Below are 26852 nucleotides of genomic sequence, written 5' to 3' on the forward strand. Positions count from 1 at the left end.
GCTTCTATGGGACCTTTTCTGATGCGTATCCTCGCCCTCGGGCTCGTGGCTGGGGCGGCCTTGGCCCAGGGCGTCCAAGCTTGGCTGGAGAGGGGGGAGCGCCTCCTTTCGGAGGGGGCCTACGCGGAGGCCGTGGCCGCCTTTGAGGAGGTGCTGCGCCAGGACTACGGTCAGTTCCAGGCCCACCTCGGCCTCGGCGTGGCCTTGGTACGGCTTGGCCGGCTGGAAGAGGCCCGGTTTGCCTTCGACCAGATGACCCGGGTCTTCCCGGACCGGTACGAGGGGCACTTCAACCTGGGCCAGGTCTACCTCCGCCTGGGGGAGGCGGGAAAGGCGGCCGAGGCCTTCGCCAAAGCGGCCGCCATCGCCCCCCGGGAGGAGGCCTACCTCGCCTGGTCCGGGGCCCTGCTCCAAGAGGGGAAGGCCAGGGAGGCGGCGGCCGTTCTGGAGCGGGGCCTTTCCCCGGAGCGGAGCCCCGCCTACCGCCTCGCCCTGGCCCAGGCCCTCTACGCCGCCGGGGAGCGGGAGGCGGCGGTGCCCCACCTGTACGCCGCGCTCAACCGGGAGCCTGGCCGGGCGGAGGCCTGGGACCTCCTCGCCCGGGTGCTGGCGGAGGTGGGGCTTGCGGACCGGGCGCGTCGGGAGGTGGAGCGGGGCCTCGAGGCGGTCCAGGACCCCAAGGGGAAGGCCCTCCTCCTCCTGCGCAAGGGAACCCTGGTGGAAGGCCCCGAGCCCCTTTGGCGGGAGGCCTTGGCCCTGGACCCAGACCTTTGGCAGGCCGCCTACCTCCTCGGCCGGCGCCGGCTTGAGGTGGGGGACCTGAAGGAGGGGCTCCGCTGGCTCCAGGAGGCCTACGCCAAGGGCCAGGATCCCGAGGTGGCCTTGGCCTTGGCGGCCGCTTACCTCAAGGCCAAGGACTACGCCAACGCTTACCGCTACGCCAAGGAGGCCGGGCCCGCCGGGGCCTTCCTCCAGGCCCAGGCGGCCCAAGGCCTGGGACGGCGGCAGGAGGCCCTAAAGCTCCTCGAGGGGCTCGCCTCGCCCCAGGCCCTGGCCTTGCGGGGAAGCCTCCTCCTGGAGGAGGGCCAGGGCGAGGAGGCGGTGGCGGCCCTCCAGGCCGCCTACGAGGCCACCCGCGACCCCCAGGTGGGGGTGAACCTGGGGGCGGTCCTCGTCCTCGTCAAGCGCTTCGGCCAGGCGGAGCTCGTGCTGCGCGAGGTCCTGGCCAAGGACGCCTCCTCCGCCGCCGCCTGGTACAACCTGGGCCTGGCCCTCAGGGGCCTGGGCCGCCAAGCGGAGGCCGACCGGGCCCTGAGGCAGGCGGCCGCCTTGGGCTCGAGGGAAGCCCGGGCCCTTTTCGGGAGGTAGGATGCGCTGGCTAAGGGAGAACTGGCTGGACTTTCTCATCTTCGTCCTCATCGCCGTGGTGGCGGTGGGCGTGGTCCTCTACCTCGTGGGCCTAAACCCCTTCGCCGCGCGCCCGGCCCCGCCCCCGGCCCCGCAGGCGCCTGCGGCCACGGCGCCTGGCCCCGCTGGCGAGGCCCCCGCGGAGGAGCCCGTGGTCACCGTCCTGCCCCTGCCCGAGGCGCCGCCCGCTCCCTCCCCGGGGGAGGCCTCGGGGCGCGCGCCCGCTTCGGCGCCTTCGCCTTCGGAGCCCGCCCGGCCTAGCGCCGGCGCGGCTTCCCCGCCCGCAAGCCCTGGGGGGGTCTACCGGGTGGCGGTGGGGGCCTTCGCCAACCCCGAGAACGCCGCCAGGTTGCGCCAGGCGCTGGCGGACCAGGGTTACCCTGCGCGGCTGGAGCCTGCTGGAAGCCTCACGCGGGTGGTGGTGGGCCCCTACGCCACCGAGGCCGAGGCCATGAGGGTGGCCGAGGCCCTTCGGGACTACGCCCCCCAGGTCTACCGGGGGGAGGGCCCGGCGCCCCTCTCCCCCGAGCGGGTCTACCTCCAGGTGGGGGCCTTCCAGAAGCGGGAAAACGCCCTCGCCTTGGCGGAGAAGCTCCGTGGGCTGGGGTTCAGCGTGGTCCTGAGCGAGGACGGCCTGCACCGGGTGCGGGTGGGCCCCGTGCCCGTGGGCCAGGTGGACGAGGTGAAGGCCCGGCTCAAGGCGCTGGGCCTCGAGGCCTTGGAGGTGCGATGAAGGTCCCCGAAGCAGCCATCGGTCGCCTGATCACCTACCTCCGCATCCTGGAGGAGCTGGAGGCCCAGGGGGTCCACCGGACGAGTTCCGAGCAGCTTGGGGAGCTTGCTCAGGTCACGGCCTTCCAGGTGCGAAAGGACCTTTCCTACTTCGGCTCCTACGGGACGCGCGGGGTGGGGTACACCGTCCCCGTCCTGAAGCGGGAGCTCCGCCACATCCTGGGGCTCAACCGCAAGTGGGGCCTGTGCATCGTGGGCATGGGCCGGCTCGGGAGCGCCCTGGCCGACTACCCGGGGTTCGGGGAGAGCTTTGAGCTTAGGGGCTTCTTTGACGTGGACCCGGAGAAGGTGGGCCGCCCGGTGCGGGGCGGGGTCATTGAGCACGTGGACCTCCTGCCCCAGCGGGTTCCCGGCCGCATTGAGATCGCCCTCCTCACCGTGCCCCGGGAAGCGGCCCAGAAGGCGGCGGACCTGTTGGTGGCGGCGGGGATTAAGGGGATCCTGAACTTCGCCCCGGTGGTCCTCGAGGTGCCCAAGGAGGTGGCGGTGGAGAACGTGGACTTCTTGGCGGGGCTCACGCGGCTTTCTTTCGCTATCCTGAACCCCAAGTGGCGGGAAGAGATGATGGGGTGAGCGAGGTGGTTTATGCGGCGTATATGGGTTAGGTTCCTTGGCGGTTTGGTCCTTGTGGCCCTAGGGGGATGTGGCAACTTCTTCGCTGATGGCGTCATCCTGGGTGGGCCGACGGTCTTGGCCTCGCGGGAGAACTTCTCGTTTCAGACGGAGACGGACCAAAACAACAATACGGTTTACACCTACAGCTACCAGATCGTCCTCTACGCCCTTCCGGGCTCCGGGGCGGGCACGGTGATCCTCCTGGACGCCTCGGAGAACCAACTGGAGGCCCCCTTCCTCATCCCCGAGTCTTGTCCGCCCAGCAACCCCGACCCTTGCGGGCCCTACACCCGGGAAGTGGTGAAGAAGTCCTTCGCGCCCTTGACCCCGGTGCAGGCGGTGAAGTACCGGACCATTTCGGCCAACGGGCAGTCCAAGGTGGTCCCCCTGAACGCCACGATAGAGCTCTACTAGGGCTATACTGGGGGGCGTGACCGACCTCGAGGCCCCCCTCCGCCGCTTTGAAGAGGCCCTTTCCGAGCTCGTCCAGTCCGATGTCCTCTTCATCCGGCTCATTCACCAGGACCTGGTGACGGCGGGGGGCAAGCGCATCCGGCCCAGGCTCGTCTTTCTGGCCTCGAGGGCCTTAGGGGGGGCGCCCTTTGAGCTGGAGCTCGCCTTGGCGGTGGAGCTCCTCCACTCCGCCACCCTCCTCCACGACGACCTCATTGACGACGCCGAGACAAGGCGGGGCAGGGAGGCGGCCTTCCGCAAGTACGGGAACGCCGTCTCCGTGCTTTCCGGGGACTTCCTCCTCTCAAGGCTCCTTCACGTCATCGCCAAGACGGGGCGGATGGAGTTGGTGGAGCGGTTCGCCGAGGTGGCCAAGACCCTCTCCGAAGGCGAGGTCCTCCAGTTCCAGGTGGCGGCCCTCGAGGACTACTCCCTGGAGAACTACGAGCGGATCATCACCGCCAAGACGGCGGTCCTCATGGCCCTCGCCACGGAGGGCCCCGCCCTCCTTCTCGGGGCGGAAAGCGGGGTGCGGGAGGCCCTTTACCGCTACGGCCTCCTCTACGGCCAGGCCTTCCAGATGCGGGACGATTACCTGGACCTCATGGGGACGCCGGAGGTCCTGGGTAAGCCCGTGGGCGGGGACTTGCGGGAGGGCAAGGCCACCCTCATCCCCCTCCTCCTCATGGAGCGCTACCCCGAGGTGCGGGAGGTGCTCAGGCGCCGGGCCCGGGAGGCCGGGGACCTGGAACGGGTGCGGGCCCTGGCCCGGGAGAGCGGGGCGGCCGAGGAGGCGGTGCGCCGCATCCGGGAGCGGGCCGAGGCCGCGGCCCAGGCCCTGGAGGCCCTGCCTCCGAGCCCCTTCCGGGAGGCCTTGCGGGAGCTCGCCCTGAAGGAGGCGGAGCGGGTCCGCTAGGGTATGCTTAGGGGGATGAAGGTGGTCCTGGCCACCGGCAACCCCGGGAAGGTGCGGGAGCTCAAGGAGGGCCTCGCCCCCTTGGGCTGGACCCTCCTCACCCTGGCGGACTTCGCCTTGCGCATGCCCAAGGAGGAGGGGGCCACCTTCCTGGAGAACGCCCTCCTCAAGGCGGCGTACGTGGCCAAGGCCACGGGGCTTCCCGCCCTCGCCGACGACTCCGGCCTCGAGGTCTACGCCCTCGGGGGCGAGCCCGGGGTCTACTCCGCCCGCTACGGGGGGAGGACCACGGACCGGGAGCGGAACGTCTACCTCCTGGAGAGGATGCGCCACCTCAAAGGGGAGGAGCGCAAGGCCCGCTTCGTGGCCGTCCTGGTCCTGGCCTACCCCGACGGGCACGCCGAGGCCTACGAGGGGAGCGTGGAGGGGGTGATCCTCGAGGCCCCCCGGGGCGAGGGGGGCTTCGGCTACGATCCCCTCTTCTACGTCCCCGAGGCGGGGAAGACCTTCGCCGAGATGGGCCTAGAGGAGAAGGCCCGGTACTCCCACCGGGGAAAGGCCCTCAGGGCCCTCCTTGAGGCCTACAAGGACGGGCCGCCCCCGAGGGAGGTCTCCAAGCTGGAATGAACGTCCTCTCCCCCCACATCGCCCTCTACCGCCTCTTTGACGTGGCCGACGAGATTGACCTAGGCCGTCTATCCACGCCCCGCCTCCGCCTCTCCCGGGCGAGGCTCGGGGCGGTGCGCTTTGAGAACCCGCCGGGGGAGATGGAGCTCGGGGTGCGGAACGTGGAGGGGCTTTCCGGCCTCCTCACCGCCAGGCTCTACGAGTTCGGGGTGGTCTCCCTCTCCTTCCGCATCCACCTGGGGGAGCGGGTGCCCTGGGAGGCCTTTCTGGAGAAGGGGCTCAGGATCCCCGAGCTTCCCTTCTGGGAGGGGTTCTTCCTGGCGGAGCTCGCCGCCCTCGAGCCCCACCTCCGAGGGGCCCTTCTCCGCCCCGAGGAGAAGCGCCTCTCCGAGGAGTTCGTGGTCTACCACGCCCTGGGGTTGGAAGGGGAGAAGGCCTTCCGCCCCTCGGTGGACCTCACTCCCCTATGGATGGGGGCCGAGGAGGAGTTCGCCCCCGAGGTCCGGCGGGAGATGGAGCGCTACCGCTACAGCTACTCCACCGAGGACCTGGCCCTTTTGGGCTTTGACCGGGTCTTCATCCTGGACTCCGAGGGCATCTGGGACGTGGCCGACCTGGTGGAGTTCGTGCACGCCCAGCTTCTGGAGCTTTCCTATTACGATGGGGTCCTCACCCAGGAGCTGGAAGCCGTTCCCCAGGTGCTGAGGCACCGGGGCCTTTGGGGCTACGGGCGCCTGCAGCGCCTAAGGCGCCGCCTCATGGCCCGCCACGCGGAGATCGCCGATGTGCGGGCCCGCCTGGAGGGGGCCTTGCGCATCACCGAGGACCTCTTCTACGCCAAGATCTACCGGGCCGCCTTGGAGCTTTACGGGGCCCACGAGCTGGAACGGAGCCTGGAGGAGAAGCTTAGGGTCCTCGAGGCCACCTACGAGATGGTCACCGAGGAGGTGGTGCACCTGAGAACCCAGGCGGTGGAGGTGGGCATCCTGGCCCTCATCGCCTTTGAGGTGGTCAGGGCCTTTTGGCATTAGAGGACTTGTGCCCCGAGAAAGTAGGAGTATACTTAAGCCTGCAGGGCGCAGGAAAAAGAGCAAAGCGGAAACGCTACCATGCGCCCGGAGGTGGGATATGAGACGAGCACTGGCGGTACTGGCCCTCGGCCTCTCCCTGGTTCTTGCCCAGGGGAAGATCACGGTGTGGACCCATTTCGGCGGCCCGGAGCTGGAGTGGCTCAAGGCCCAGGCCCAAGCGTATGAGAGGACCTCCGGTACCAAGGTGGAGGTGGTGGAGGTCCCCTTCGGGGACATCAAGCAGAAGTTTATCCTGGGGGCACCCCAGGGACAGGCGGCGGACCTGGTGGTCTCCATCCCCCACGACTGGCTGGGGGAGATGGCCCAGGCCGGGGTGCTGGAACCCATGGGCAAATACGTGACGCAAAGCTACCTCTCCGACCTGCAAAGCGTGGCCGTGGAGGCCTTCACCTTTGGGGGCAAGCTCATGGGCCTTCCCGCCTTCGCGGAAAGCGTGGCCCTCATCTACAACAAAAAGTACGTGAAGGAAGCCCCCAAGACCTGGGAGGAGTTCCTGGCCCTGGCCCGCCAGCACACCACCGGCTCCACCTTCGGCTTCCTCTACAACATCGGGGAGCCCTACTTCAACTTTGGCTTCTTCAAGGCCTATGGGGCGGAGAACGTCTTCGGCAAGGACCAAAAGGGCAACCTTGACCCCTCCAAGCTCCTCATCGGGGGCGAGGTGGGGGAGAAGGCCCTCCAGTTCATCAAGGACCTCCGCTTCAAGTACAACCTGGTGCCCGAGGGCGTGGACTACGGGGTGGCGGACGGGGCCTTCAAGGACGGGGCCCTGGCCATGATCCTCAACGGCCCTTGGGCCTTAGGCGACTACAAGAAGGCCAAGATTGACTTCGGGATCGCCCCCTTCCCCACCCCGCCCGGGGCCAAGAACCCCTGGGGGCCTTTCCTGGGAGTGCAGGGGGTGGCGGTGAACGCCTACTCCAAGAACAAGACCGCCGCGGTCAACTTCGCCAAGACCCTGGTCACCGGCAAGAACCTGGTTTCCTTCAACCAGGCAGGTGGCCGCATCCCCGTGTCCAAGAGCGCCGTGAAGGCCCTGGAAAAAGACCCCGTGGTGGCGGGCTTTTCCAAGGTCTTCGCCCTGGGCACCCCCATGCCCAACATCCCTGAGATGGGCAAGGTATGGGGTCCGTGGGCCAACGCCATCAACCTGGCCATCCAGCGGCCCGACTCCAACGTGAGGAAGATCGTGGAGGACATGGTGGCCGAGATCAAGAAGGGCATCGGGAGGTAATACCGCCCCACCCTGGCTGCCGCCAGGGCAGGGACCCCGGCAAACCTCCCCAAGTCTCCGTTGATAGGACTCAATGGCATGTCGGCCCCCCATGGGACCTCCTTCCCCCGTGGGGGGCGTATCTTTAAGCCATGAAACACCCTCCTGGCCTTAAGGGTTTTCTCCTGGCCCTGTCCTTGCTTTTGGGCCTCCTGATCCTGTCCACAGGGGTGGGCATCCTGGGATATCTGGCCCTCGAGGCCTACCTGGCCCCTCCGGGCTGGACCATCCTGGTCCTGGCCCTTCTGGTGCTGGTGCCGGGGGCCATCCTGGTGGGACGCCTTTTCCCCTGGCTTACCGACTGGTACTACTTCCTCCCCGCCCTCTCCTTTCTTTTGGTCTTTACCCTCTACCCCATCGCCCTCACGGTTTACCTGGCCTTCACCGACTACTCGGGGCGGAAAAACGGTTTCCCCGATCGCTCCACGGAAACCCGGGTACTGAAGCAGGAAGGCCCTAAGCTCATCCTGGAGGAACCGGCTACGGAAGCTCTCCGCTGCAACCCCTGCGAAGGGGAACCCGTGGAGGTCTACAGCGAGGGGCACCGGGCCCGGGCCAGGATCCTCGAGGCTGAGGGAAACACCCTGGTCCTAGACCGCACCCCGCCCTTTCAGGCCGCCTTTGTGGCCAAGGTGAACGCCTTCCAGTTCGTGGGCCTGAAGAACTTCGCCTTCATCCTCTCCCAGGCGAACCAGGCCCTCCTTCCCGTCTTCCTCTGGAACGTGGTTTTCGCCGCCAGCACGGTGCTCCTCAATGCCCTATTGGGCCTTATTTTGGGCCTCATTCTCAACAACAAGGGCCTCAAGCTCCGAAACTTCTACCGCACGGTGCTCATCATCTCCTGGGCCCTTCCGGGGGTGATCACCGTTCAGGTCTTCGTGGCCCTCCTCAACTACAACTTCGGGGCCATCAACCGGCTCCTGGGAGTCTTAGGCATCTACCCCATCCCCTGGCTCAACGACCCCGACTGGGCCAAGGTGGCCATCCTCCTGGTGAACCTGTGGCTTGGCTTCCCCTACATGATGACCGCCACCTTGGGGGCTCTTTCCACCATCCCCGACGAGCTCTACGAGGCGGCCAAGGTGGACGGGGCCACCCCCTGGCAGGCCCTTCGCCACATCACCCTCCCCCTTCTGGAGAAGCCCATGCTGCCCATCCTCCTCTCCTCCTTCGCCTTCAACTTCAACAACTTCTACCTCATCTACCTCCTCACCGGGGGTGGCCCGGCCCAGGAGGGCCGTCTGGCCACGGCCCAGGCTACGGACATCCTTATCTCCTGGGCCTACAAGACCGCCTTCAGCGCCGAGGGGCAGTCCGCCTACGGCCTGGGGGCGGCCATCAGCCTCCTCATCTTCGCCATCACCGTGGCCATCAGCCTGGTGAACTTCCGCATCACCGGAGCCCTGAGGGAGGTGAAGTAGGTGCGGCGGCTTCTGGCCTTCCTCCTCGTGGGCCTCGCCCTTTACGGGGTCTACTGGTTTGCCCTAAACCGGCTCTTTGACGCGGGTTCCTACCGCAAGCAGGTGGCCTTCGGCAGCGTCTTCGTGCCCTACGGCTGGGCCTATGCCCTGGGCATCCTTCTGGGCCTGGTCCTCCTGCTTCTCCTTTACAGCGTGATTCACACCGCCTTGGCCAACCGCCTTCAAGGGCGCAGGCGAAGCCCCTGGCCCCTTTTCTGGCAGGGGGTGACCCACCTCTTCCTCTGGATCCTGATCCTCCTCGTCTACTACCCCGTGGTGCAGGTGGTGGCCGCCAGCTTTGACCCCACCAACAACCTCTTCAGCTTCCGCAGGCCGGACACGGGGTTTCTCCTGCTGGACGCCAAGGTCATCCCCTACGTGCCCGAGCCCTCCTTGGAAAACTACGCCAAGTTGGTGGAGGGGGTGGTGCTCTACCCCTACCAGGTGGGCCTTCTCCTCCTCGGGGGGCTCGCCCTCTTGGGTGTGGCCCTCATCGGCCTCCTGAGGCGGCTTTTAACCCCGGAGGACTGGATGGACTTCTGGCAAGGAAGGCTCCTCCTCCTCCTGGCCCTGGCGGTCTTCGCCTTGGCCCTCACCCTTTCCCCCAGGCAGTTCACCGGACAAGGCACCGAGGCCAAGTTCCTGCTCTGGGTGCGCAACACCTTCCTCATCTCCGGGCTCACGGGACTCCTCGCCGTGTTGCTCACCGCCACCGCGGGCTACGCCTTCGCCCGCTTCCGCCACCTGCCCGGCCGCTACCCCGTGCTCCTCTTCTTCATCTTCGTGCAGATGTTTCCCGGATTTCTGGCCCTGGTGGCCATCTACTACCTCCTTTCCCGGCTGGACCTCTTGAACACCTTCACCGGGCTCGTGCTGGCCTACTCTGGGGGGATCATCAGCTTCGGCACCTGGGTGTACAAGGGGTACCTGGAAAGCATCAGCCCGAGCCTCGAGGAGGCGGCCATGGTGGACGGGGCCACCAAGTGGCAGGTCTTCACCAAAATCCTCCTACCCCTTTCCGCCCCCATGTTCGTCTTCGTCTTCCTCCTGCAGTTCGTGGGCACCTACTCGGAGTTCGTCCTAGCCAACCTGGTCCTCACGGGGGTGGAAAGCTGGAACGTGGGCGTGGGGCTTCGAAGCTTCACCACCGGCCAGTTCCAGACCAAGTGGGGGATCTTCGCCGCCGCCAGCGTCCTCGGTTCCCTGCCCATCCTCTTCCTCTTCTACGGCTTCCAGCAGTACTTCGTTTCCGGGTACACCGCAGGAGCGGTGAAGGAGTAGCCCTATGGCTCACTACCACGACCTCGAGCACATCCATCCCCCTCTGCCCGAGCTGGGAGAGGAGGTGACCCTCTACCTGGAAACTGAGGCCGAGGAAGGGCTCCTCCTTTACGAAAAGGACGGGGAGATCCACAAAAAACCCATGGAACCGGCCAAGGGGGGCCTAAGGGTGCGGGTTCCCGTGCACGTAAGCCCCTTTCGCTACTGCTTCCTCCTGCCCGAAGGCTTCTTGGGCAGCCACGGCCTGGAAAAAACCCTTCCCCGCTACGACCGTTTCTTCCACCTCCTGGCGGGATCCCTTCCCCCCTGGTGGGCCCTGGGCACCGTGTATTACCAGATCTTCCCCGACCGCTTCCGCCAGGGGCGAAAGGAGCTTGCCCCCAAGGATGGGGAATGGCTTCTCATGGGCAGGCCCATCCGCAAGAAGGCCTGGGACGAACCCCCTGGGCCAGAAGGGGCTTGGGAGTTCTACGGGGGGGATCTTTGGGGGATCCTGGAAGCCCTCCCTTACCTGGAGGCCTTGGGGGTGGAAACCCTCTACCTAACCCCCATCTTCCAAAGCCCAAGCAGCCACCGCTACGACACGGAAGACTACCTGCGGGTGGACCCCCACCTGGGAGGAGAGGAAGCCCTGGAAGCCCTCTTCCAGGCTTTGGAAAAGAGGGGCATGCGCCTGGTGCTGGATGGCGTCTTCAACCATGTGGGAGCCACCCACCCCTGGTTTCAAAGGGCCCTAAAGGACCCGGAAAGCCCAGAGCGGAGCATGTTCACCTTTTACCCCGATGGCTCCTACGCCACCTTCTGGGGGTAAAGTCCATGCCCAAGCTGGACTATGCCTCCCCCCTCACCCAGGAGCGCTTCGTCCATGGGCCAAGAGCCCCCATCCGCTACTGGATGCGCCTGGCCCACGGCTTCCGGCTGGATGTGGCCCACTCCATCGGGGAAGGGGGGACCAACCGCAAGAACGCCCGCTGGCTTCGCGCCTTAGCCCGGGCCGCTAAGGAGGAAAGACCCGAGGCCGTAGTCTTCGGGGAACTTTCCTACGACGCCATCCCCACCCTGCGGGCCCACACCCTGGACGGGGCCATGCACTACGCGGGCTTCGCCCACCCGGTGATGGAGTGGCTCTCCGGGCGGGACGTGCATGGGAAAGCGGTGTCCGTGGAGGCCCAGGCAGCCTGGGCGGCGCTTTGGGACCATTACCAGGCCCTACCCCTCCAGGTACGCCACGCCATGTACACCTTCGTCTCCTCCCACGACATCCCCCGGGCCCTTTGGCGACTAAGGGGGACAAGGAGCGCTTCAAGCTGGCCTATGCCCTCCTCTTCGCCTTCCCCGGAAGCCCCGCCGTCTACTACGGGGACGAGGTGGGCCTTTCCCAGCCCAACCCCTACGAGGTCTGGCGGGGGGACCCCTACTGCCGCGCCCCCTTCCCCTGGGATGAGGCCCTTTGGGACAAGGACCTTCTCGCCTTCCTCCGGCGCCTCATCCTCCTCAAGAAGACCCACCCCGCCTTGAGGCTCGGGGGCTTCTCCCCCTCAAGGCCCCCCCGGGGGTCCTGGCCTTCGGGCGGCGCCACCGGGGGAGGGAGGTCTGGGCCTTCTTCGCCAAGGAAGAGGTACGCCTCTCCCTTCCCCGAGGGGTGGACCTCCTTTCGGGAAGGGAGGTGGCGGGGGAGGTGGAGGCGCGGTACCTCCTCCTGGAGCCTTTAGAATGAAGGGGATGCGCCTCAAGCGGTTTAGGGGGAAGGTGCGGCGGGTGGCGCGAAAGAAGGTTGAGGCCCCGGTGGACCTCCTTGCTGAAGCGGAGGCCCTCCATAAGGAGGGCGCCGGTGCGCAGGGCTTTCGGGAGCGGCTACGTGCCCTGATAGAAGGGGCTCAGCGCCGCTGGGAGGCCCTGAGCCTCGAGGAAAGGGAGCAACTGCTCTCCCAGATCACGGCCCTCCTGACCCTGCTTCCCGCGGGGAGGCTTGGGCGGTTGGGCCTTCTAGCGGCCAAGGGGGCTCAGCTCGCGGCGAAGAGGGAGGTTCTTTCCCTGCTCCTTAAGCTCCTGAAGCGCTAAGCCCGGGGTATACTCTTTCTTTGTGCGGGACGTCCTCGAGGTCCTGGAATTCCCCCGGGTCCGGGCCCTATTGGCGGAGAGGGCCAAGACCCCCTGGGCCGGGAGCTCGCCCTGGCCCTCGCCCCCCTCTCCCAGGAGGAGGCGAAGCGGCGGCACGAGCTCACGGGAGAGGCCCTCAGCTACCCCTACGCCCTTCCCGAGGCGGGGGCCTTAAGGGAGGCCTACGGGAGGGCCCTCGCGGGGGCGAGGCTTTCCGGCCCCGAGCTCCTACGCGCGGCCAAGGCCCTGGAGGAGGCCATGGCCCTGAAGGAGGAGCTCCTTCCCCTGAAAAACGCCTTAAGCCAGGTGGCGGAGGCCATTGGGGACCACACCCCCTTCCTGGAGCGGGTGCGGAAGGCCCTGGACGAGGAGGGGGCGGTGAAGGACGAGGCGAGCCCGAGGCTTGCCCAGATCCGAAAGGAGCTCAGGCCCCTCCGCCAGCAGATCCTGGACCGTCTCTACGCCCTTATAGACCGCCACAGGGAGGCTTTCCAAGACCGCTTCGTCACCTTGAGGCGGGAGCGCTACTGCGTCCCCGTGAGGGCGGGGATGGCCCAGAAGGTGCCGGGCATCCTCCTGGACGAGTCCGAATCGGGGGCAACCCTCTTCATAGAGCCCTTCTCCGTGGTCAAGCTCAACAACCGCCTCCAGGCCCTGAGGCTAAAGGAGGAGGAGGAGGTGAACCGCATCCTCCAGGACCTCTCCGAGAGGCTCGCCAAGGACGAGGGGGTGCCGAAGACCTTGGAGGCCCTGGGCCTTTTGGACCTCGTCCAGGCCCAGGCCGCCTTGGCCCGGGACCTGGGGCTTTCCCGCCCTGCTCTTGGAGAGCGGTACGAGCTCTACCGGGCCTTCCACCCCCTGATCCCGGAGGCCGTGCGGAACTCCTTCGCCCTGGACGAGACGAACCGCATCCTCCTTATCTCCGGGCCCAACATGGGGGGGAAGACCGCCCTCCTCAAGACCCTGGGCCTTGCCGTCCTCATGGCCCAGTCCGGCCTCTTCGTGGCGGCGGAAAAGGCCCTTTTGGCCTGGCCTGACCGGGTCTTTGCCGACATAGGGGACGAGCAGTCCTTGCAGGAAAACCTCTCCACCTTCGCCGGGCACTTAAGGCGCCTCAAAGAGATGCTGGAGGAGGCCACCCCCACGAGCCTCGTCCTCATTGACGAGCTCGGAAGCGGCACCGACCCCGAGGAGGGGGCGGCCCTTTCCCAGGCCATCCTCGAGGCCCTCCTGGCGCGGGGGGTAAAGGGGATGGTCACCACCCACCTCTCCCCCCTAAAGGCCTTCGCCCAGGGGAGGGAAGGCATCCAAAACGCCTCCATGCGCTTTGACCTCGAGGCCTTGCGCCCCACCTACGAGCTCGTTTTGGGGGTGCCGGGACGGAGCTACGCTCTGGCCATCGCGAGGAGGCTCGCCCTCCCCGAGGAGGTCCTCAAGCGGGCCGAGGCCCTTTTGCCCGAGGGGGGGCGGCTGGAGGCCCTTCTGGAGAGGCTCGAGGCCGAGCGCCTGGCCCTGGAGGCGGAGCGGGAGCGCCTGAGGCGGGAGCTTTCCCAGGTGGAGAGGCTTAGGGAGGCCCTGGCCGAGCGGGAGGCCCGTTTTGAGGAGGAGCGGGCGGAAAGGCTTAAGGCCCTCGAGGAGGAGGTGCGGGCCGAGCTCCTCAAGGTGGAGGCCGAGCTCAAGGCCCTCAAGGAGAAGGCCAGGAACGAGGGCAAGCGGGACGCCCTCCGGGAGCTCATGGCCCTCCGGGAGCGCTACGCCAAGAAGGCCCCGCCGCCCCCGCCTCCGCCGGGCCTCGCCCCCGGGGTCTTGGTGGAGGTGCCGTCCTTGGGCAAACGGGGCCGGGTGGTGGAGCTCAGGGGGGAGGAGGTCCTGGTCCAGGTGGGCCCCCTGAAGATGAGCCTCAAGCCCCAGGAGGTGAAGCCCCTTCCCGAGGCCGAACCGGGCAAGCCCCTCCTCGCCAAGCCCCGGCGGGAGGTGAAGGAGGTGGACCTCCGGGGCCTCACGGTGGCCGAGGCCCTCCTGGAGGTGGACCAGGCCCTGGAGGAGGCGCGGGCCCTGGGCCTTTCCACCCTCCGCCTCCTCCACGGCAAGGGGACGGGGGCCCTAAGGCAAGCCATCCGCGAGGCCCTCCGCCGGGACAAGCGGGTGGAAAGCTTCGCCGATGCCCCGCCCGGCGAGGGGGGGCACGGGGTCACCGTGGTGGCGCTTCGGCCTTGAGGGCCTTGACCACCTCCTCTGGCTCGTCCACGAGGTGGAAAAGCTGGAGGTCCTCTGGCCCCACCGCCTTTTGGTCCCGGAGGAAGGCGAGCCAGCGGACGAGCCCTTCCCAGTAGCCCCGGTCCATAAGGAAGACGGGGAAGCGGTGGACCTTTTCCGTTTGGATGAGGACCAGCACCTCGGAGAGCTCGTCCAGGGTGCCGAACCCCCCGGGCAGGAAGACGAAGCCCACGGCGTAGCGGACGAAGAGGACCTTGCGCACGAAGAAGTAGCGCAAGGAGAGGGCGTGGGTCTGGTAGGAGTTGGGCTTTTGCTCGTGGGGGAGTTCTATATTCAGGCCCACGCTCACCCCGCCTGCCTCGTAGGCTCCCCGGTTCACCGCCTCCATCACCCCAGGCCCGCCCCCCGTCACCACCCCGAAGCCCGCCCGGGCCAGGGCCTGCCCCAGGCGATAGCCCAGGGCATAGGCAGGGTGGCCCTCGCCGAAGCGGGCGGAGCCGAAAACGGAGACCAGGGGCACCTCTATCTCCGAGAGGGTTTCAAACCCCTCCACGAACTCCGCCAGGATGCGGAAAAGCCGCCAGCTGTCCTCGTGGTGGAGCTGGTCTATGAGGGGCTTCTTGGGCATGCCTTAAGCTTACCCTCTCCCCGGGGAGCCTAAAGCTCCTCCAGGCTCACCCGGCGCACGGCCTCCACCTTTTCCCCCAGGCGCTCGGCCAGGGCCCGGTAGGCCTCCGGGTCTCCGGTGACGAAGTGGAGGGTCCGGCCCTGGCCCTCCGGGTTGAGGAGCCCCTCGGCCTCGAGGGCCCTCGCCACCTCCCGGGCGGTGAGCTCGGCGGAGTCCAGGAGGGCCACCCCGGGGAGGACCGCGCCGATGGCCCCCTTGAGGAAGGGGTAGTGGGTGCACCCCAGGATCAGGGCCTCGAGGTCCTTGGGGGCGTCCTCGAGGTAGTGGCGGGCCACGAGGAGGGCCACGGGGTCGTCCCAAAGCCCCTCCTCCACCAGGGGGACGAAGAGGGGGCAGGCCTTGGCCCAGGCCAGGTCCACGTACCTGGGGTAGGCCCCGCTTTCCACCGTGGCCTGGGTGCCGATGAGGCCCACCTTCCGGAAGCCGCGGGCGGCCCTGGCGGCGGGCTCCACCACCCCGAAGACCGGCACGGAGAGGTCCTCGGCGAGGTCGGGCAGGGCGGCGGAACTCGCCGTGTTGCAGGCCACCACGATGGCCTTCACCCCCTGCCTCAGGAGAAAGCCCGCGATCTCCCAGGCAAAGCGGCGCACCATGGCGAGGGGCTTGCCGCCGTAGGGCACGCGGGCCGTGTCCCCGAAGTAGAGAAACTCCTCGCGGGGCAGGAGGCGGCGGAGGGCTTTGAGCACCGTGAGCCCCCCCACCCCGGAGTCAAAGACGCCGATGGGAGCCTTGGGGTCCTTCACGGGGCCCCATCCTACCTCTCTGGACGGAAAGGGGGGGTGCTATACTATCAGGGTTGCCCCGAAGGGGGCATCGGGGTAAAGGAGGTGCGCGCGTTGAGGCTGGTCACGTCTGAATCGGTTACCGAGGGGCACCCGGATAAGCTGGCCGACCGGATCTCCGACGCCATCCTGGACGCCCTCATCGCCCAGGACAAGAAGGCCCGGGTGGCGGCGGAGACCCTGGTGACCACCGGGCTCGTCTTCGTGGCCGGGGAGATCACCACCGAGGGGTACGTGGACATCCCCAACCTGGTGCGCAAGACGGTGCGGGAGGTGGGGTACACCCGGGCCAAGTACGGCTTTGACGCCGACACCTGCGCCGTCCTCACCGCCATAGACGAGCAGTCCCCCGACATCGCCGGCGGGGTCAACCTCTCCTACGAGTGGCGGGTCCTCAAGTCCACCGACCCCTTGGACCGGGTGGGGGCCGGGGACCAGGGGCTCATGTTCGGTTACGCCACCGACGAGACCCCGGAGCTCATGCCCCTCCCCATCACCCTGGCCCACCGCCTCACCATGCGCCTCGCCGAGGTGCGGAAGACGGGGCTTCTGCCTTACCTCCGGCCCGACGGCAAGGCCCAGGTCACCGTGGTCTACGAGGGGGATAAGCCCCTTTACGTCAAGACCGTGGTGGTCTCCGCCCAGCACTCCCCCGAGGTGGAGCAGGAGCAATTGCGGGAGGACCTGATCCGGGAGGTGGTGCGCCAGGCCATCCCCCCGGAGTACCTGAAGGACGGGGAGACGGAGTACCTCATCAACCCCTCGGGCCGCTTCATCCTGGGCGGGCCCCACGCGGACACGGGGCTTACGGGCCGGAAGATCATCGTGGACACCTATGGAGGGGCGGTGCCCCACGGGGGCGGCGCGTTCAGCGGCAAGGACCCCACCAAGGTGGACCGCTCCGCCAGCTACTACGCCCGCTACATGGCGAAGAACATCGTGGCGGCGGGGCTTGCGAGGAGGGCCCTCGTGGAGCTCGCCTACGCCATCGGCAAGGCCAGGCCCGTCTCGCTTAGGGTGGAGACCTTCGGCACCGGGGTCCTGCCCGACGAGAAGCTCACGGAGATCGCCAAGAAGGTCTTTGACCCGAGGCCCCTCGCCATCATTGAGGAGCTGGACCTCCTGCGGCCCATCTACACCCCCACCTCGGCCTACGGCCACTTCGGCCGCCAGGGCTTCCCCTGGGAGGAGACGGACCGGGTGGAGGCCCTTAGGCGGGAGGCGGGGCTTTAGTACCGCCTTGCGTCGGCGTGAGGGCCCCGGCCTTTGGCCGGGGCTTTCCTATTTGGGGGCTGCTTCCACCCGGTTTTTCCCCTTGCGCTTGGCCCGGTACATGGCCTCGTCCGCCCGGCGGAGGAGGGTGAGGGGAGTGTCGGTGGGGCGCGCCTCGGCCACGCCGAAGCTCGCCGTGATCCGCGCCACCGGGGGCACCGCCATGGCCTCCACCGCCTGCCGCAGGCGCTCCGCCAGGCGCAGGGCCTGGGGCAGGGGGTTTCCGGGAGGAGAAGGGCGAACTCCTCTCCGCCCAGGCGCACGGCGCGGTCGCTTCGCCGGATGTGGGCCTCGAGGCGTTGGGCGAGGGCCTGGAGCACCCGGTCCCCCACCTCGTGGCCGTGGGTGTCGTTCACCGCTTTAAAGCCGTCCAGGTCCAGGAGGATGAGGGAGAGAGGGCGGCCGTAGCGCTGCAGGCGGAAGAGCTCCCTTTCCAAAATGAGCTCTAGATAGCGGCGGTTCCTGAGCCCGGTGAGAAAGTCGGTGTAGGCGTCCAGTTGGGCCTCCATGTACCCTTCCTTCAGGCGCACCAGCAGGTAGAGGAGGCTCACGTAGGCCAGGTTCGCCCCGAGGAACTGGGCGAGGGCGTTGAGGTGGGCGGGCTGGAAGTGGCCGCGAAGCGCCCCCAGAACGGCCAGGAGGAAGAGGAGGAGGAGGTAGAGGCGGGCGAGGCTTAGGGCCCTCCGGGCGGGGAAGAAGAGGAAGGCGGAGAAGTAGACGAAGGGCACCCAGTAGGCTGCGGGGGAAAGGCCTAAGGGGTTGGGCTTGAGGAGGAGCTGGTAGGCGAGGCTTGCCAGGAGGTAGAGGGCGAGGAGGCCGTGGACCAGGGGGAGGAGCCAGGGGGCGGTGCCCGGCCGATAGTGGAGGAGGAGGCCCCCCAGGAGAAACCCCGTGGCGAGGATGGGGAGGAGGTGCCGGTCCACCGGGTCCAGCCCCACCTGGCTGGAGGCCCAGTAGGCGAGGGCGGTGAGGACACTTCCCAAGAGGAGAAGCCGGACGGCGAGGCGCCGCCTAGCGGGGATCAAGGGGTCCAGGACCTCGAGGGTAGGGCGCAGCCTTCCCCAAGCTTACCTTAGGGCCTCAGTCCTCGAGGTAGGTGTACCCCTGGAGCTCCCGGGCGTAGCGCTCCAGGAAGGCGCCCTTCTCCGCGGGGGAGAGGCGGCTTCGCCGCACCAGGCGCTCCACCCCGAGCATCAGTTCCCGGGCGGTGAAGCCCATCTTCTCTATCACCCGCTCCGCCGTCTCCCCCCCCACGAAGCGCTCTATGGCGAAGCCCTCCTCCTCCACACGCACGTGGGCCTCCCCCACCTGGCCGAAGAGGTTGTGGTTGCTCCCCAGGACGTCCTGGTACGCCCCCACCAGGAAGACCCCCAGGTAGTAGGGCTCCCCGGGGCGGACGGGGTGGACGGGCAGGGTCTGGCGCACGTCGTGGAGGTCAATGAAGCGGTCCATCTTGCCGTCCGAGTCGCAGGAGATGTCCACCAGGGTGGCCCTCCGGGTCGGGGGCTCCAGGAGGCGGGAGAGGGGCACCACGGGGAAGAGCTGGTGGATGGCCCAGGCGTCGGGGAGGCTCTGAAAGACGGAGAAGTTGCAGACCAGCTTGTCGGCGAGGAGCTTCTCCAGGTCTTCCAGCTCGTCGGGGACATAGGGGAGGTTCTGGGCGATGGCCTGGACCCGACGGGCGATGTGGTAGAAGATCTCCTCCGCCAGGGCCCGGTCCCGCAGGGAGACCAGGCCCAGGTCGTAGAGGGTCTGAAGGGTCTCCTTGTCGGCGAAGGCGTCGTGGTAGACCTCCTGGAAGTTCTTGGGGGAGAGGCTTTGCAGGCTCTCCCAGAGCTCCTTCACCAGGGGGTGGGCCTCGGGGGGCGGGGGGCTTGGCCGCGCCTCCCCGGGCGGGGCGATGACGTCAATGACCTGGAGGACCAGGACCTCGTGGTAGGCGGTGATGGCCCGCCCGCTCTCGGTGACCAGGATGGGGTGGGGCTCGCCCTGGGCCTCCACCACCTCCTTGGTGACGTAGACCAGGTTCTCGGCGTACTCGGAGAGGGTGTAGTTGGCCGAGGCGTAAAAGTTGGTCTTGGAGCCGTCGTAGTCCACGGCCAGGCCTCCGCCCAGGTTGAGGTATTGGAGAGGGGCCCCCAGTTTCCTGAGCTGCACGTAGGTCTGGGCCGCCTCCCGCACCGCCTGCTTCACCTTGCGGATATCGGTCACCTGGCTGCCGATGTGGGCGTGGAGCATGACCAGGGTGTCCAGAAGCCCTTCCTCCCGTAGGACCTCCACCGCCCGCACGATCTCCGGGGTGGTGAGGCCGAACTTGGCGTTTTCGCCCCCGGAGGCCTCCCACTGCCCCGCCCCCTTGGCCTTGAGCTTGTAGCGGATGCCCAAAAGGGGCTTCACGCCGAGTTCCTTGGAGAGGCGGAGGACCCGGGAAAGCTCGGCGAACTTTTCCAGGGTGATCACCACGTTGCGGCCGAGCTTCTTCCCCATGAGGGCGAGGCGGACGAAGTCGTCGTCCTTGAAGCCGTTGGTGGTGATGAGGGCCTCCTCGGAGAGGTCCTGGGCCAGGATGAGGGCGAGCTCGGGCTTGCTCCCCGCCTCGAGGCCGAGGTGGTAGGGCCTTCCCGCCCGGGCCACGGTCTCCAGGACCAGGCGGCGCTGGTTCACCTTCACCGGGTAGACCCCCCGGTAGGTGCCCTGGTAGCCGTACTTCGCCATGGCCTCCAGGAAGGCCTCGTTGAGGTCCCGGACCCGGGCCTCGAGGATCTGGGGAAAGCGGAGCACGAGGGGCAGGGGCCTACCCTCGTCCCTCAAGGCCTCCACGATCTCCAAGAGGGAGGCCGCGGGGCCCTTGGGGCCCAAGGGGGTGACCTCCAGATCCCCCTTCTCCCCAACCCGGAAGAAGCCCCCGCTCCAGTGGGGCACCAGGTAAAGCTCCTCCGCGTCCTTAAGGGTGAAGCGCTTGGCCACCTTCAACGCCCCTCAACCTCCTCCCCGAGTGTAGGCCCAGGAGGTGGGTTTGGGAAGACCCGCTCCGGGGCGAAGTAGGCGTACCCCTTCCCCGGGGGAGGCGCTCGGGGTCCAGGAGGTAGAGGAAGGGGCCCTCCTCCGCGTTCACCACGGCCAGGCCCCGCTCAAGGAGGAGGGGTTTCAGGGGCGCGGGGGCCTGGAAGGCGATGGGGACCGGGCCGAGCTCGTTCTGGACCGCCTCGAGGAGGGGGAGCCAGGCCTCGAGGGCCTCCGGGGAAAGGTCTTCGGGAAGGAGGAGGCGGAGGGCGCCCGCCTTGGGGCCGAAGAGGCGGAAGCGCCGAAGAAGCCGCCTAAGGACGCGCCTTTCCTCCCCCGTGGGGCGGAAGGTGAGGTGCTTGTGGCCCACCGCGCTGAAGCGGAACCCCTCGGGGGCGAGGGCCCGGAGGCGGCTTATCGTCCCCACGTCCCCCACCCGGTGCCACCAGGAGAGCTCCACCGTGGGGAAGGCCTTGCGGTAGGCCTTGAACCCCCCGGGGAAGCCCCGGTAGCCCCTGAGCCCCACCAGGATCTCGCTACCGGGCCTCAAGCCAGTGCTCCAGGAAGGCCAGCCCCACCCGGGCCATGAGGGGGGTGAGGGTGTGGCCCGCCCCCTCCTCCACGAACCGGGCCAGGCGGCCTTCGGGGTAGTGCGGCCTCAAGGCCTCCAAGGTCTTCTCCATCCGGGCCAGGGGGACGATGAGGTCCCGGCTGCCGTGAAGGTGGAGAAGGGGCACCCCGCCGTAAGCCTCCCCCCGGGTGGCGGGCGGGGCCTCGTAGAGGGCCAAGACCTCAGGGTCTTCCACCACCTGCCCCTGAGGAAGCTTCATGGGAAAGCCCGAGCCGATGAAGGCCAAAACCGCCTGGGGCCGGAAGCCCTCGGCAAGGAGGAGGTGGGCTACGAAGGCCCCCAGGCTCCCCCCGGCGAGGAAAAGGGGAAGGCCAAAGCGCCTTTGGGCCTCCTCCGCCACCCTCAGGGCCTCTTCTTTGAAGCCCAGGGCCACCCGGTAGACCTCCTCCACGTAGCGGGGGCTTTTGGCGGAGGGGGGAGGACCTTGGCGCTCCCCGTGCCTTGGGGCGTCAAAGGCGAGGAGGAGGAAGCCCCTTTCCGCGTAGCCGGGAAGGAGGGTAAGGATGTGCTCCTTGGACCCCTTGAGCCCGTGGAGGACCAAAAGGAGGGCCTTGGGGTCCTCGGAGACCTGGACCAAAACGGGAAGGCCCGCAAGCTGAAGCCGCTCGGTCCGCGCCATCATGTGAAGAGGCTGGAAACCGACTCCCCCCTATGGATCCGCCAGATGGCCTCGGCGAAGAGGGGGGCCACGGTGAGGGTCTTGAGCTTGGGGCCGGCCTTGGGGGGGCAGGTGTCGGTGGCGGCCACCTCCTTGACCGGGCTATTGGCGATCCGCTCCAGGGCGGGGCCCACGTAGACCCCGTGGGTGGCGGCGGCGTAGACCTCCTTGGCCCCTGCCTGCATCAGGGCCTCCACCGCCTCCACCAGGCTCCCCGCTGTGGAGATCTCGTCGTCCACGATGAGGGCGGTCTTCCCTTCCACCTCCCCCACCAGCATCCGGACCCGGACCTCTGTGTCCGACACCCTTTCCTTATCAATGAAAGCCAGGGGGAGGCCGAGCCTTCGGGCCAAGGAGCTTGCCCGCTTGAGGTCCCCAGCATCCGGGGCCACCACCACGGCGTTTTCCAGGTCCACCCGGGTGGCGAAGTAGTTGGCGATCACCGGCTCGGCGGAGAGGTGGTCCACGGGGATCTTGAAGAAGCCGTGGACCTGGGGGGAGTGGAGGGTCATGGTGAGGACCCGGTCGGCCCCCGCCGTCTGCAGGAGATCGGCGATGAGCCTTGCGGTGATGGAGATCCTGGGGGCGTCCTTTTTGTCGCTTCGGGCATAGGAGAAGTAGGGGATAACGGCGGTGACCCGGGCGGCGCTGGCCCCCTTGGCGGCGTCGATCATCATGAGGAGCTCCATCAGGTGGTCCTGCACCGGCGGGGTGAAGGACTGGACGATGAAGACGTCCCCTTCCCTTAGGCTTTCCTCAAAGCGCACGAAGAGGTTATCGTTGGCGAAGCGTTGTGTGGTGCTCTTGCCCAGGGGGAGGCCCAGGGCCTCGGCGATGGCCTGGGCCAGAGGTCGGTTGGACTGGCCGGAGAAGATCAGGAGGGGGCGGTTCATGCCGTCCCCCAAGATACCACGCCCCCCTAAAGCGGGGTAATGGCTTCCTGCAGGGAGGTGGTGGCTTCGGGGCCCGTGGGATGGAGGTAGACGTCCACCTCGGTGCGCACGCCAAAGTCTGGCAGGTACACCCCGGGCTCCACGGTGAAGGCGAGGCCCGGCACCAGGGGGCGGAAGTCGTGGGTTTCCAGGTCGTCCAGGTGGGGCCCAGCGCCGTGGACCTCCTCCCCCAGGTTGTGCCCGGTGCGGTGGCGGATGTAGGGGCCGTAGCCCGCCTCTTCCAGCACTTGGCGGGCCACCCGGTCCACCTCAAAGCCCTTAGGGTGGCGGCCTTCCCGGTAGGCCTTGGCCACGAAGGCGATGGCCTTATCCCGCGCCCGGGCTACCGCTTGGAAGGCCTGGTGGGCCGCCTCCGGGGGCCTTTTCCCCGCCATCCAGGTGAGGTCGGCGTAGACCCCCCCAGGTACTTTGGCCCACAGGTCCAGAAGGACCACCGCCCCTTCCTCCAGGCGGGCCTCGGAGGGTTCGTGGTGGGGGTTGGCGGCGTTTTTCCCGAAGGCCACCATGGGGGGGTGGTCAAAGATGAGCCCTTCCGCCTCCAGGGCCCGGACGAGCACGCTTTGGACCTCCCGCTCACTGGCCTCCGGGTTTTGGCGCAGGAAGTCCAGGGCCAGATCCTTGGCCCGGGCGAGGCCGGCCGCCGCCCGCCGGTGGCTTTGCAGCCTTTCTTCGTCCCAGGTCTGGAAGAGGAGGAGGAGGGGCCAGGAGGAGGCGAGCTCGAGGCCCATCCCCCGGAGGAGGTCCAGGGTTCCCCCGTCCACCCGGGAGAGGTAGGGAATCTGCCCCCCCGGGACGTACTCCAGGGCGACGCGCCGCACTCCCCTAAGAAGGTGGGCGAGGCCCTCCAGGAAGCCCCTCCAGGTGTGGTAGGTCTTCCGGTTTCCGGGGAGGGGAGGGAAGAGGCTTTCCTCAATGGCGTGGCAGAGGAGGGTGGGCTCCCCTTCCTTGGGAATGAGGTAGGCGAAGCGGCGGGTGAGGTGGAGGTGGGCGAGGCCCAGGACCTCGAGGGCCAGGGGGTTGCTCCCGCCAAAGCTATAAAGAAGCCAGCCGTCCAGGCGTTCTTCCTTTAGGACCTCCTGCACCGCCCGTAGCTCCATGGGTCCATCCTACCTCTGGAAGCTCCCTCACCTTCTCCTACCCCTTCCGTGCTAGCCTTAGGGGTAAGGAGGTTCGGCATGGTGGAAACCCAAGAGGCGGTCATCCGGATCACCCCCCTGGCGGCGGAGAAGGCAAAGGAGATCCTTGCCCGCTACGGGAAGGAACACGCCGCCATCCGCGTCTACATCAAGTCCGGCGGCTGCTCGGGCTTCCAGTACGGCATGGCGGTGGACGAAAGGGAACTGGAGGGGGACACCTTCGTGGAGATGCACGGGGTGCGCCTGGTGGTGGACCGGATGTCCCTGCCCTACCTCGTGGGCTCGGAGATTGACTGGGTGGAAAGCCTCATGGGGGGCGGGTTCACGGTCCACAACCCCAACGCCGCCAGCACCTGCGGTTGCGGCCATTCCTTCCGCACCAAGGACCAGGAGGGGGCCCCCCGCACCTGCGGGCACTAAGGGACCTTCCTGATCCTAAAGGGGCTTGGCTTCAGACCCCTTTAGTTTTGGGCCGTGTTGACCTTCATCGGAAGGGTCGTATAATAACCTCGGCCACTGCGATAGTGCCACGAAAGGAGGCGGTATGAGGAACGTAGGTAAGCTGGCTGTACTCGGTATAACCGCTTTGGGCCTGGCCCTGGCGGGGCCTCAGGACAACAGCCTGGTGATCGGGGCTTCCCAGGAGCCCAGGGTCTTGGCGGGGGACTTCCTCAACGTCATTTCCAACCAGTCCATCAAGACCGAGATTGAGCAGTACCTCTTCGCTCCCCTGATCGGCTTCAACGCCGACAGCCAGAACTTCCCCGTTCTGGCCACCGAGGTGCCCACCCAGCAGAACGGGCGCCTGCGGGTCCGGGACATCGGCGGGGGCAAGAAGCGCCTGGAGATGGACATCACCATCCGCCCAGACGCCCGCTGGTCCGACGGCAAGCCCATCACCACCGAGGACGTGGCCTTCTACTACGAGGTGGGCAAGGCCAAGGGCATGCCGGTCCTTAACCCCGACTACTGGGAGCGGGTCCAGCTCCGGGTACGGGATGCCCGCAACTTCACCGTGATCTTTGAACCCGCCTACTACTACGACACCTACGGCTCCCCCATCGGCTACGCCCCCAAGCACATCATGGGCCCCGAGTGGGAGAAGGTGAAGGCGGCGGCCCGGAACCTGGATCCCGACAAGGACGCGGAGAAGCTCAATGAGCTCTACCGCAACTTCTTCCTCAAGTTCTCTACCCCCAGGCGCTGAACCGCGGGGCCATGGTCTACTCGGGGGCCTTTAAGCTCAGGCGCTGGGTGCCGGGGAACTCCATCGAGATGGAGCGGAACCCCAACTTCCCCATCAAGCCCGAGGGTGGGGAGAGCAAGTACGTGCAGAAGGTGGTCTACCGCTTCATCCAGAACACCAACTCCCTCCTCGTGGCGGTGATCGGCGGCTCCATTGACGCCACCTCCAGCGTCTCCCTCACCTTTGACCAGGGCCGCTCGCCCCAGCTGGTGCGGCGCGCCCCCGGTCGCTTTGACATCTGGTTCGTCCCCGGCGCCATCTGGGAGCACATTGACATCAACAAGTTTGAGAACTGCCAGGCGGTGCGTGACCTGGGCCTGAACGACAAGCGCACCCGTCAGGCCCTCCTGCACGCCATGAACCGCGAGGGCTTGGTCAAGGCCTTCTTTGACGGCCTCCAGCCCGTGGCCCACACCTGGATCGCCCCCGTCAACCCCCTCTTCAACCCCAACGTCAGGAAGTACGAGTTTAACCTGAAGAAGGCCGAGGCCCTCCTGGCGGAGATGGGCTGGAGGAAGGGCCCGGACGGCATCCTCCAGCGCACCGTGGGCGGGCGCACCGTGCGCTTTGAGATTGAGTACGTCACCACCGCCGGCAACGCCCTCCGCGAGCGCACCCAGCAGTTCTTCGCCGAGGACCTGAAGAAGATCGGCATCGCCGTCAAGATCAATAACGCCCCCAGCGCCGTGGTCTTCGCCGACGACTACATCCAGCGCGCCTCCGAGTGCAAGTGGACGGGGATGTTTATGTTCGCCTGGGTCTCCAACCTGCAGGAGGACGGCTCCCTCTTCCAGTACAAGAACCTGAACACCGGGGCCATCATGGTGCCCACCAAGGAGAACAACTACCAGGGCCAGAACATTGGTGGCTGGCGGAACGACGAGTTTGACCGCCTTACCAGCCAGGCGGTCCTGGAGTTTGACGAGAACCGCAGGAAGCAGCTCTTCGCCCGGGCGCAGGAGATCTGGGCCGAGGAGCTCCCGGCGCTTCCCCTCTACTTCCGCGCCAACCCCTACGTGGTGCGCAAGGGCCTGGTCAACTACGTGGCCAGCGCCTACGCGGGCGGCTACGGTTACCCCGGCTGGAACGCTTGGGAGATCGGCTGGGAAAGCCGCGGGGCCGTGAAGAAGTGGGACCAGGCGAAGTACGCCCTTTCCACCAGGTAACCCGGGTGGTATAGTGAGGCCCGCTGGGTTTTCCCAGCGGGCTTTTTAATGGCATAAACGGGAGGTACAAGGGTGTTCGCCTACACGGTGCGCAGGCTTTTGCAGATGATCCCCCTGCTCTTCGCGGCCAGCGTGGTCATCTATGCCCTTCTGGCCCTGCAGCCGGGGGATCCTTTGGACGAGCTCAGGCGGCAGAACCCCCGCATCACCGCCGAGCAGTTTGAGGCCTTGAAGCGGGCCTACGGCCTGGACCAGCCCCTCCACATCCGCTACTTCAAGTGGCTTTCCCGGGCGGTCCAGGGGGACTTGGGCTATAGCCGCACCTACGGGATCCCCGCGGCGGAGTACATCTTCGTGCAACGCCTGCCCAAGACCCTCCTCCTTTCGGGCCTGGCCCTTACCCTGGCCCTTGTGGTGGCCATCCCCGTGGGGGTCTTCTCCGCCGTGCGGCAGTACTCCCTGGCCGACTACGCCATCACCTTCCTCTCCTTCGTGGGCTTCTCCATGCCGGTCTTCTTCCTGGGCATCCTCCTCCTCTACCTCTTCGCCATCTGGCTTCCCGACCACATCCCGGGTTTCCCCCGCTTCCCCACAGGGGGGGTTCCCGGGGTGCTCTGGGAGGACGTGCGCTCGGGGGCGGTGAGCCTCTGGGCGTTCCTGGGCCAGTGGGCCTGGCACCTTATCCTGCCGGTGCTGGCCCTTTCCTCCTTGCAGATGGCGGAGTGGACCCGGTTCATGCGGGCCTCTCTCCTGGAGGTCCTCTCCCAGGACTACATCCGTACCGCCCGGGCCAAGGGGCTCGCCGAGCGGGTGGTGCTCTACAAGCACGCCCTGCGCAACGCCCTCATCCCCATCGTGACCCTGGTGGGCCTCGCCATCCCCGGTGTCTTGGGCGGGGCCACCATCACCGAAACCATCTTCAGCTACCCCGGGATGGGCCGGGCCATCTTTGACGCCTTGGTGGAGAAGGACTACAACGTGGCCATGGCCGCCCTGGCCTTCTTGGCCCTGATGACGGCCCTCTTCAACCTCCTGGCGGACCTGGCCTACGCGGTGGTGGATCCCCGGATCCGTTACAGCTAGAG

General features: G+C 67.4%; 21 protein-coding genes and 4 pseudogenes. 17 read left to right on the forward strand and 8 right to left on the reverse strand.

The annotated features are described in order from the left end of the window. The first annotated feature begins 6 nt into the window (after window positions 1–6). The 13 genes and pseudogenes from AV541_RS02465 (at window position 7) to mutS2 (ending at window position 14232) form a co-directional block, all read left to right on the forward strand. Window positions 7–1368 carry a tetratricopeptide repeat protein gene (locus AV541_RS02465; RefSeq protein ID WP_060384153.1) on the forward strand — a complete coding sequence of 454 codons (1362 nt, stop codon included), beginning with the start codon at window positions 7–9 and terminating at the stop codon, window positions 1366–1368. 1 nt (window position 1369) lies between these two features. After that, complete coding sequence (locus AV541_RS02470; protein WP_060384154.1) at window positions 1370–2140, forward strand: SPOR domain-containing protein; 771 nt, start codon at window positions 1370–1372, stop codon at window positions 2138–2140. Continuing rightward, complete coding sequence (locus tag AV541_RS02475) at window positions 2137–2772, forward strand: redox-sensing transcriptional repressor Rex (RefSeq protein WP_060384155.1); 636 nt, start codon at window positions 2137–2139, stop codon at window positions 2770–2772. Before AV541_RS02470 ends, AV541_RS02475 begins: the two co-directional genes overlap by 4 nt. A gap of 54 nt (window positions 2773–2826) precedes the next feature. Beyond that, window positions 2827–3228 carry a hypothetical protein gene (locus AV541_RS02480; protein WP_224065242.1) on the forward strand — a complete coding sequence of 134 codons (402 nt, stop codon included), beginning with the start codon at window positions 2827–2829 and terminating at the stop codon, window positions 3226–3228. 16 nt (window positions 3229–3244) lie between these two features. Further along, entirely contained in the window at window positions 3245–4183 is a 939-nt protein-coding gene (locus tag AV541_RS02485) for a polyprenyl synthetase family protein (RefSeq protein WP_060384156.1), read from the forward strand. Window positions 4184–4198: 15 nt separating this feature from the next. Next, window positions 4199–4810, forward strand: coding sequence for an RdgB/HAM1 family non-canonical purine NTP pyrophosphatase (rdgB, locus tag AV541_RS02490; protein ID WP_024118732.1), 612 nt, complete (start codon window positions 4199–4201; stop codon window positions 4808–4810). Further along, window positions 4807–5841, forward strand: a complete 1035-nt coding sequence (locus tag AV541_RS02495; RefSeq protein ID WP_060384157.1) for an RMD1 family protein — start codon at window positions 4807–4809, stop codon at window positions 5839–5841. The genes rdgB and AV541_RS02495 overlap by 4 nt, the downstream gene beginning before the upstream one ends. 97 nt (window positions 5842–5938) lie before the next feature. Further along, window positions 5939–7135, forward strand: a complete 1197-nt coding sequence (locus AV541_RS02500; RefSeq protein WP_008633334.1) for a sugar ABC transporter substrate-binding protein — start codon at window positions 5939–5941, stop codon at window positions 7133–7135. A 131-nt stretch (window positions 7136–7266) separates the two neighbouring features. Next, window positions 7267–8595 carry an ABC transporter permease subunit gene (locus AV541_RS02505; protein ID WP_060384158.1) on the forward strand — a complete coding sequence of 443 codons (1329 nt, stop codon included), beginning with the start codon at window positions 7267–7269 and terminating at the stop codon, window positions 8593–8595. Beyond that, window positions 8596–9915, forward strand: coding sequence for a sugar ABC transporter permease (locus AV541_RS02510; RefSeq protein WP_060384159.1), 1320 nt, complete (start codon window positions 8596–8598; stop codon window positions 9913–9915). A gap of 4 nt (window positions 9916–9919) precedes the next feature. Next, a pseudogene (locus AV541_RS02515) lies at window positions 9920–11632 on the forward strand (glycoside hydrolase family 13 protein). Window positions 11633–11637: 5 nt separating this feature from the next. Next, complete coding sequence (locus AV541_RS02520) at window positions 11638–11976, forward strand: hypothetical protein (RefSeq protein ID WP_008633323.1); 339 nt, start codon at window positions 11638–11640, stop codon at window positions 11974–11976. A 22-nt stretch (window positions 11977–11998) separates the two neighbouring features. Then, window positions 11999–14232: pseudogene (mutS2, locus tag AV541_RS02525) on the forward strand (endonuclease MutS2). Here mutS2 and AV541_RS02530 read toward each other — a convergent pair. Together AV541_RS02530 and murI are read right to left on the reverse strand one after the other, a co-directional pair. Further along, on the reverse strand, window positions 14207–14860 hold the full coding sequence (locus tag AV541_RS02530; RefSeq protein WP_008633319.1) for an LOG family protein: 654 nt from the start codon (window positions 14858–14860) through the stop codon (window positions 14207–14209). The pseudogene mutS2 and the gene AV541_RS02530 sit on opposite strands and share 26 nt — an antisense overlap. A 29-nt stretch (window positions 14861–14889) precedes the next feature. Beyond that, window positions 14890–15663, reverse strand: a complete 774-nt coding sequence (gene murI / locus AV541_RS02535; RefSeq protein WP_060384160.1) for a glutamate racemase — start codon at window positions 15661–15663, stop codon at window positions 14890–14892. 93 nt (window positions 15664–15756) lie between these two features. Between murI and metK the strand changes: the two genes are divergently transcribed. After that, entirely contained in the window at window positions 15757–16935 is a 1179-nt protein-coding gene (gene metK / locus AV541_RS02540; RefSeq protein WP_041444420.1) for a methionine adenosyltransferase, read from the forward strand. Between the two features lie 48 nt (window positions 16936–16983). Here the strand turns inward: metK and AV541_RS02545 are convergent. The 6 genes and pseudogenes from AV541_RS02545 to AV541_RS02570 all read right to left on the reverse strand — a co-directional run bounded on the left by AV541_RS02545 (window position 16984) and on the right by AV541_RS02570 (window position 23316). Continuing rightward, window positions 16984–18029, reverse strand: a pseudogene (locus tag AV541_RS02545) (GGDEF domain-containing protein). Between the two features lie 25 nt (window positions 18030–18054). Next, on the reverse strand, window positions 18055–19947 hold the full coding sequence (gene speA, locus AV541_RS02550; protein WP_060384161.1) for a biosynthetic arginine decarboxylase: 1893 nt from the start codon (window positions 19945–19947) through the stop codon (window positions 18055–18057). Then, entirely contained in the window at window positions 19919–20527 is a 609-nt protein-coding gene (locus AV541_RS02555; protein WP_244880568.1) for a DUF72 domain-containing protein, read from the reverse strand. Before AV541_RS02555 ends, speA begins: the two co-directional genes overlap by 29 nt. After that, a complete protein-coding gene (locus tag AV541_RS02560; protein WP_060384162.1) occupies window positions 20514–21230 on the reverse strand; it encodes an alpha/beta hydrolase in 717 nt (238 codons plus the stop codon). Before AV541_RS02560 ends, AV541_RS02555 begins: the two co-directional genes overlap by 14 nt. Beyond that, window positions 21227–22159, reverse strand: a complete 933-nt coding sequence (locus AV541_RS02565) for a ribose-phosphate diphosphokinase (protein ID WP_008633306.1) — start codon at window positions 22157–22159, stop codon at window positions 21227–21229. Before AV541_RS02565 ends, AV541_RS02560 begins: the two co-directional genes overlap by 4 nt. A 26-nt stretch (window positions 22160–22185) precedes the next feature. After that, window positions 22186–23316 (reverse strand): M24 family metallopeptidase, encoded by a 1131-nt coding sequence (locus tag AV541_RS02570; RefSeq protein WP_060384163.1) that lies wholly within the window; start codon window positions 23314–23316, stop codon window positions 22186–22188. A 78-nt stretch (window positions 23317–23394) separates the two neighbouring features. On the opposite strand from AV541_RS02570, the gene erpA reads away from it, so the two are divergent. From erpA to AV541_RS02585, 3 genes and pseudogenes are all read left to right on the forward strand, one after another. Continuing rightward, window positions 23395–23775: an iron-sulfur cluster insertion protein ErpA gene (erpA, locus tag AV541_RS02575; RefSeq protein ID WP_008633304.1), complete on the forward strand. Its 381-nt coding sequence runs from the start codon at window positions 23395–23397 to the stop codon at window positions 23773–23775. 124 nt (window positions 23776–23899) lie between these two features. Beyond that, window positions 23900–25767 (forward strand): annotated as a pseudogene (locus AV541_RS02580) (peptide ABC transporter substrate-binding protein). 72 nt (window positions 25768–25839) lie between these two features. Then, window positions 25840–26850, forward strand: coding sequence for an ABC transporter permease (locus tag AV541_RS02585; RefSeq protein ID WP_060384164.1), 1011 nt, complete (start codon window positions 25840–25842; stop codon window positions 26848–26850). The last annotated feature ends 2 nt before the right edge of the window (window positions 26851–26852 follow it).

This window comes from Thermus parvatiensis, from assembly GCF_001535545.1.
Lineage (GTDB): Bacteria > Deinococcota > Deinococci > Deinococcales > Thermaceae > Thermus > Thermus parvatiensis.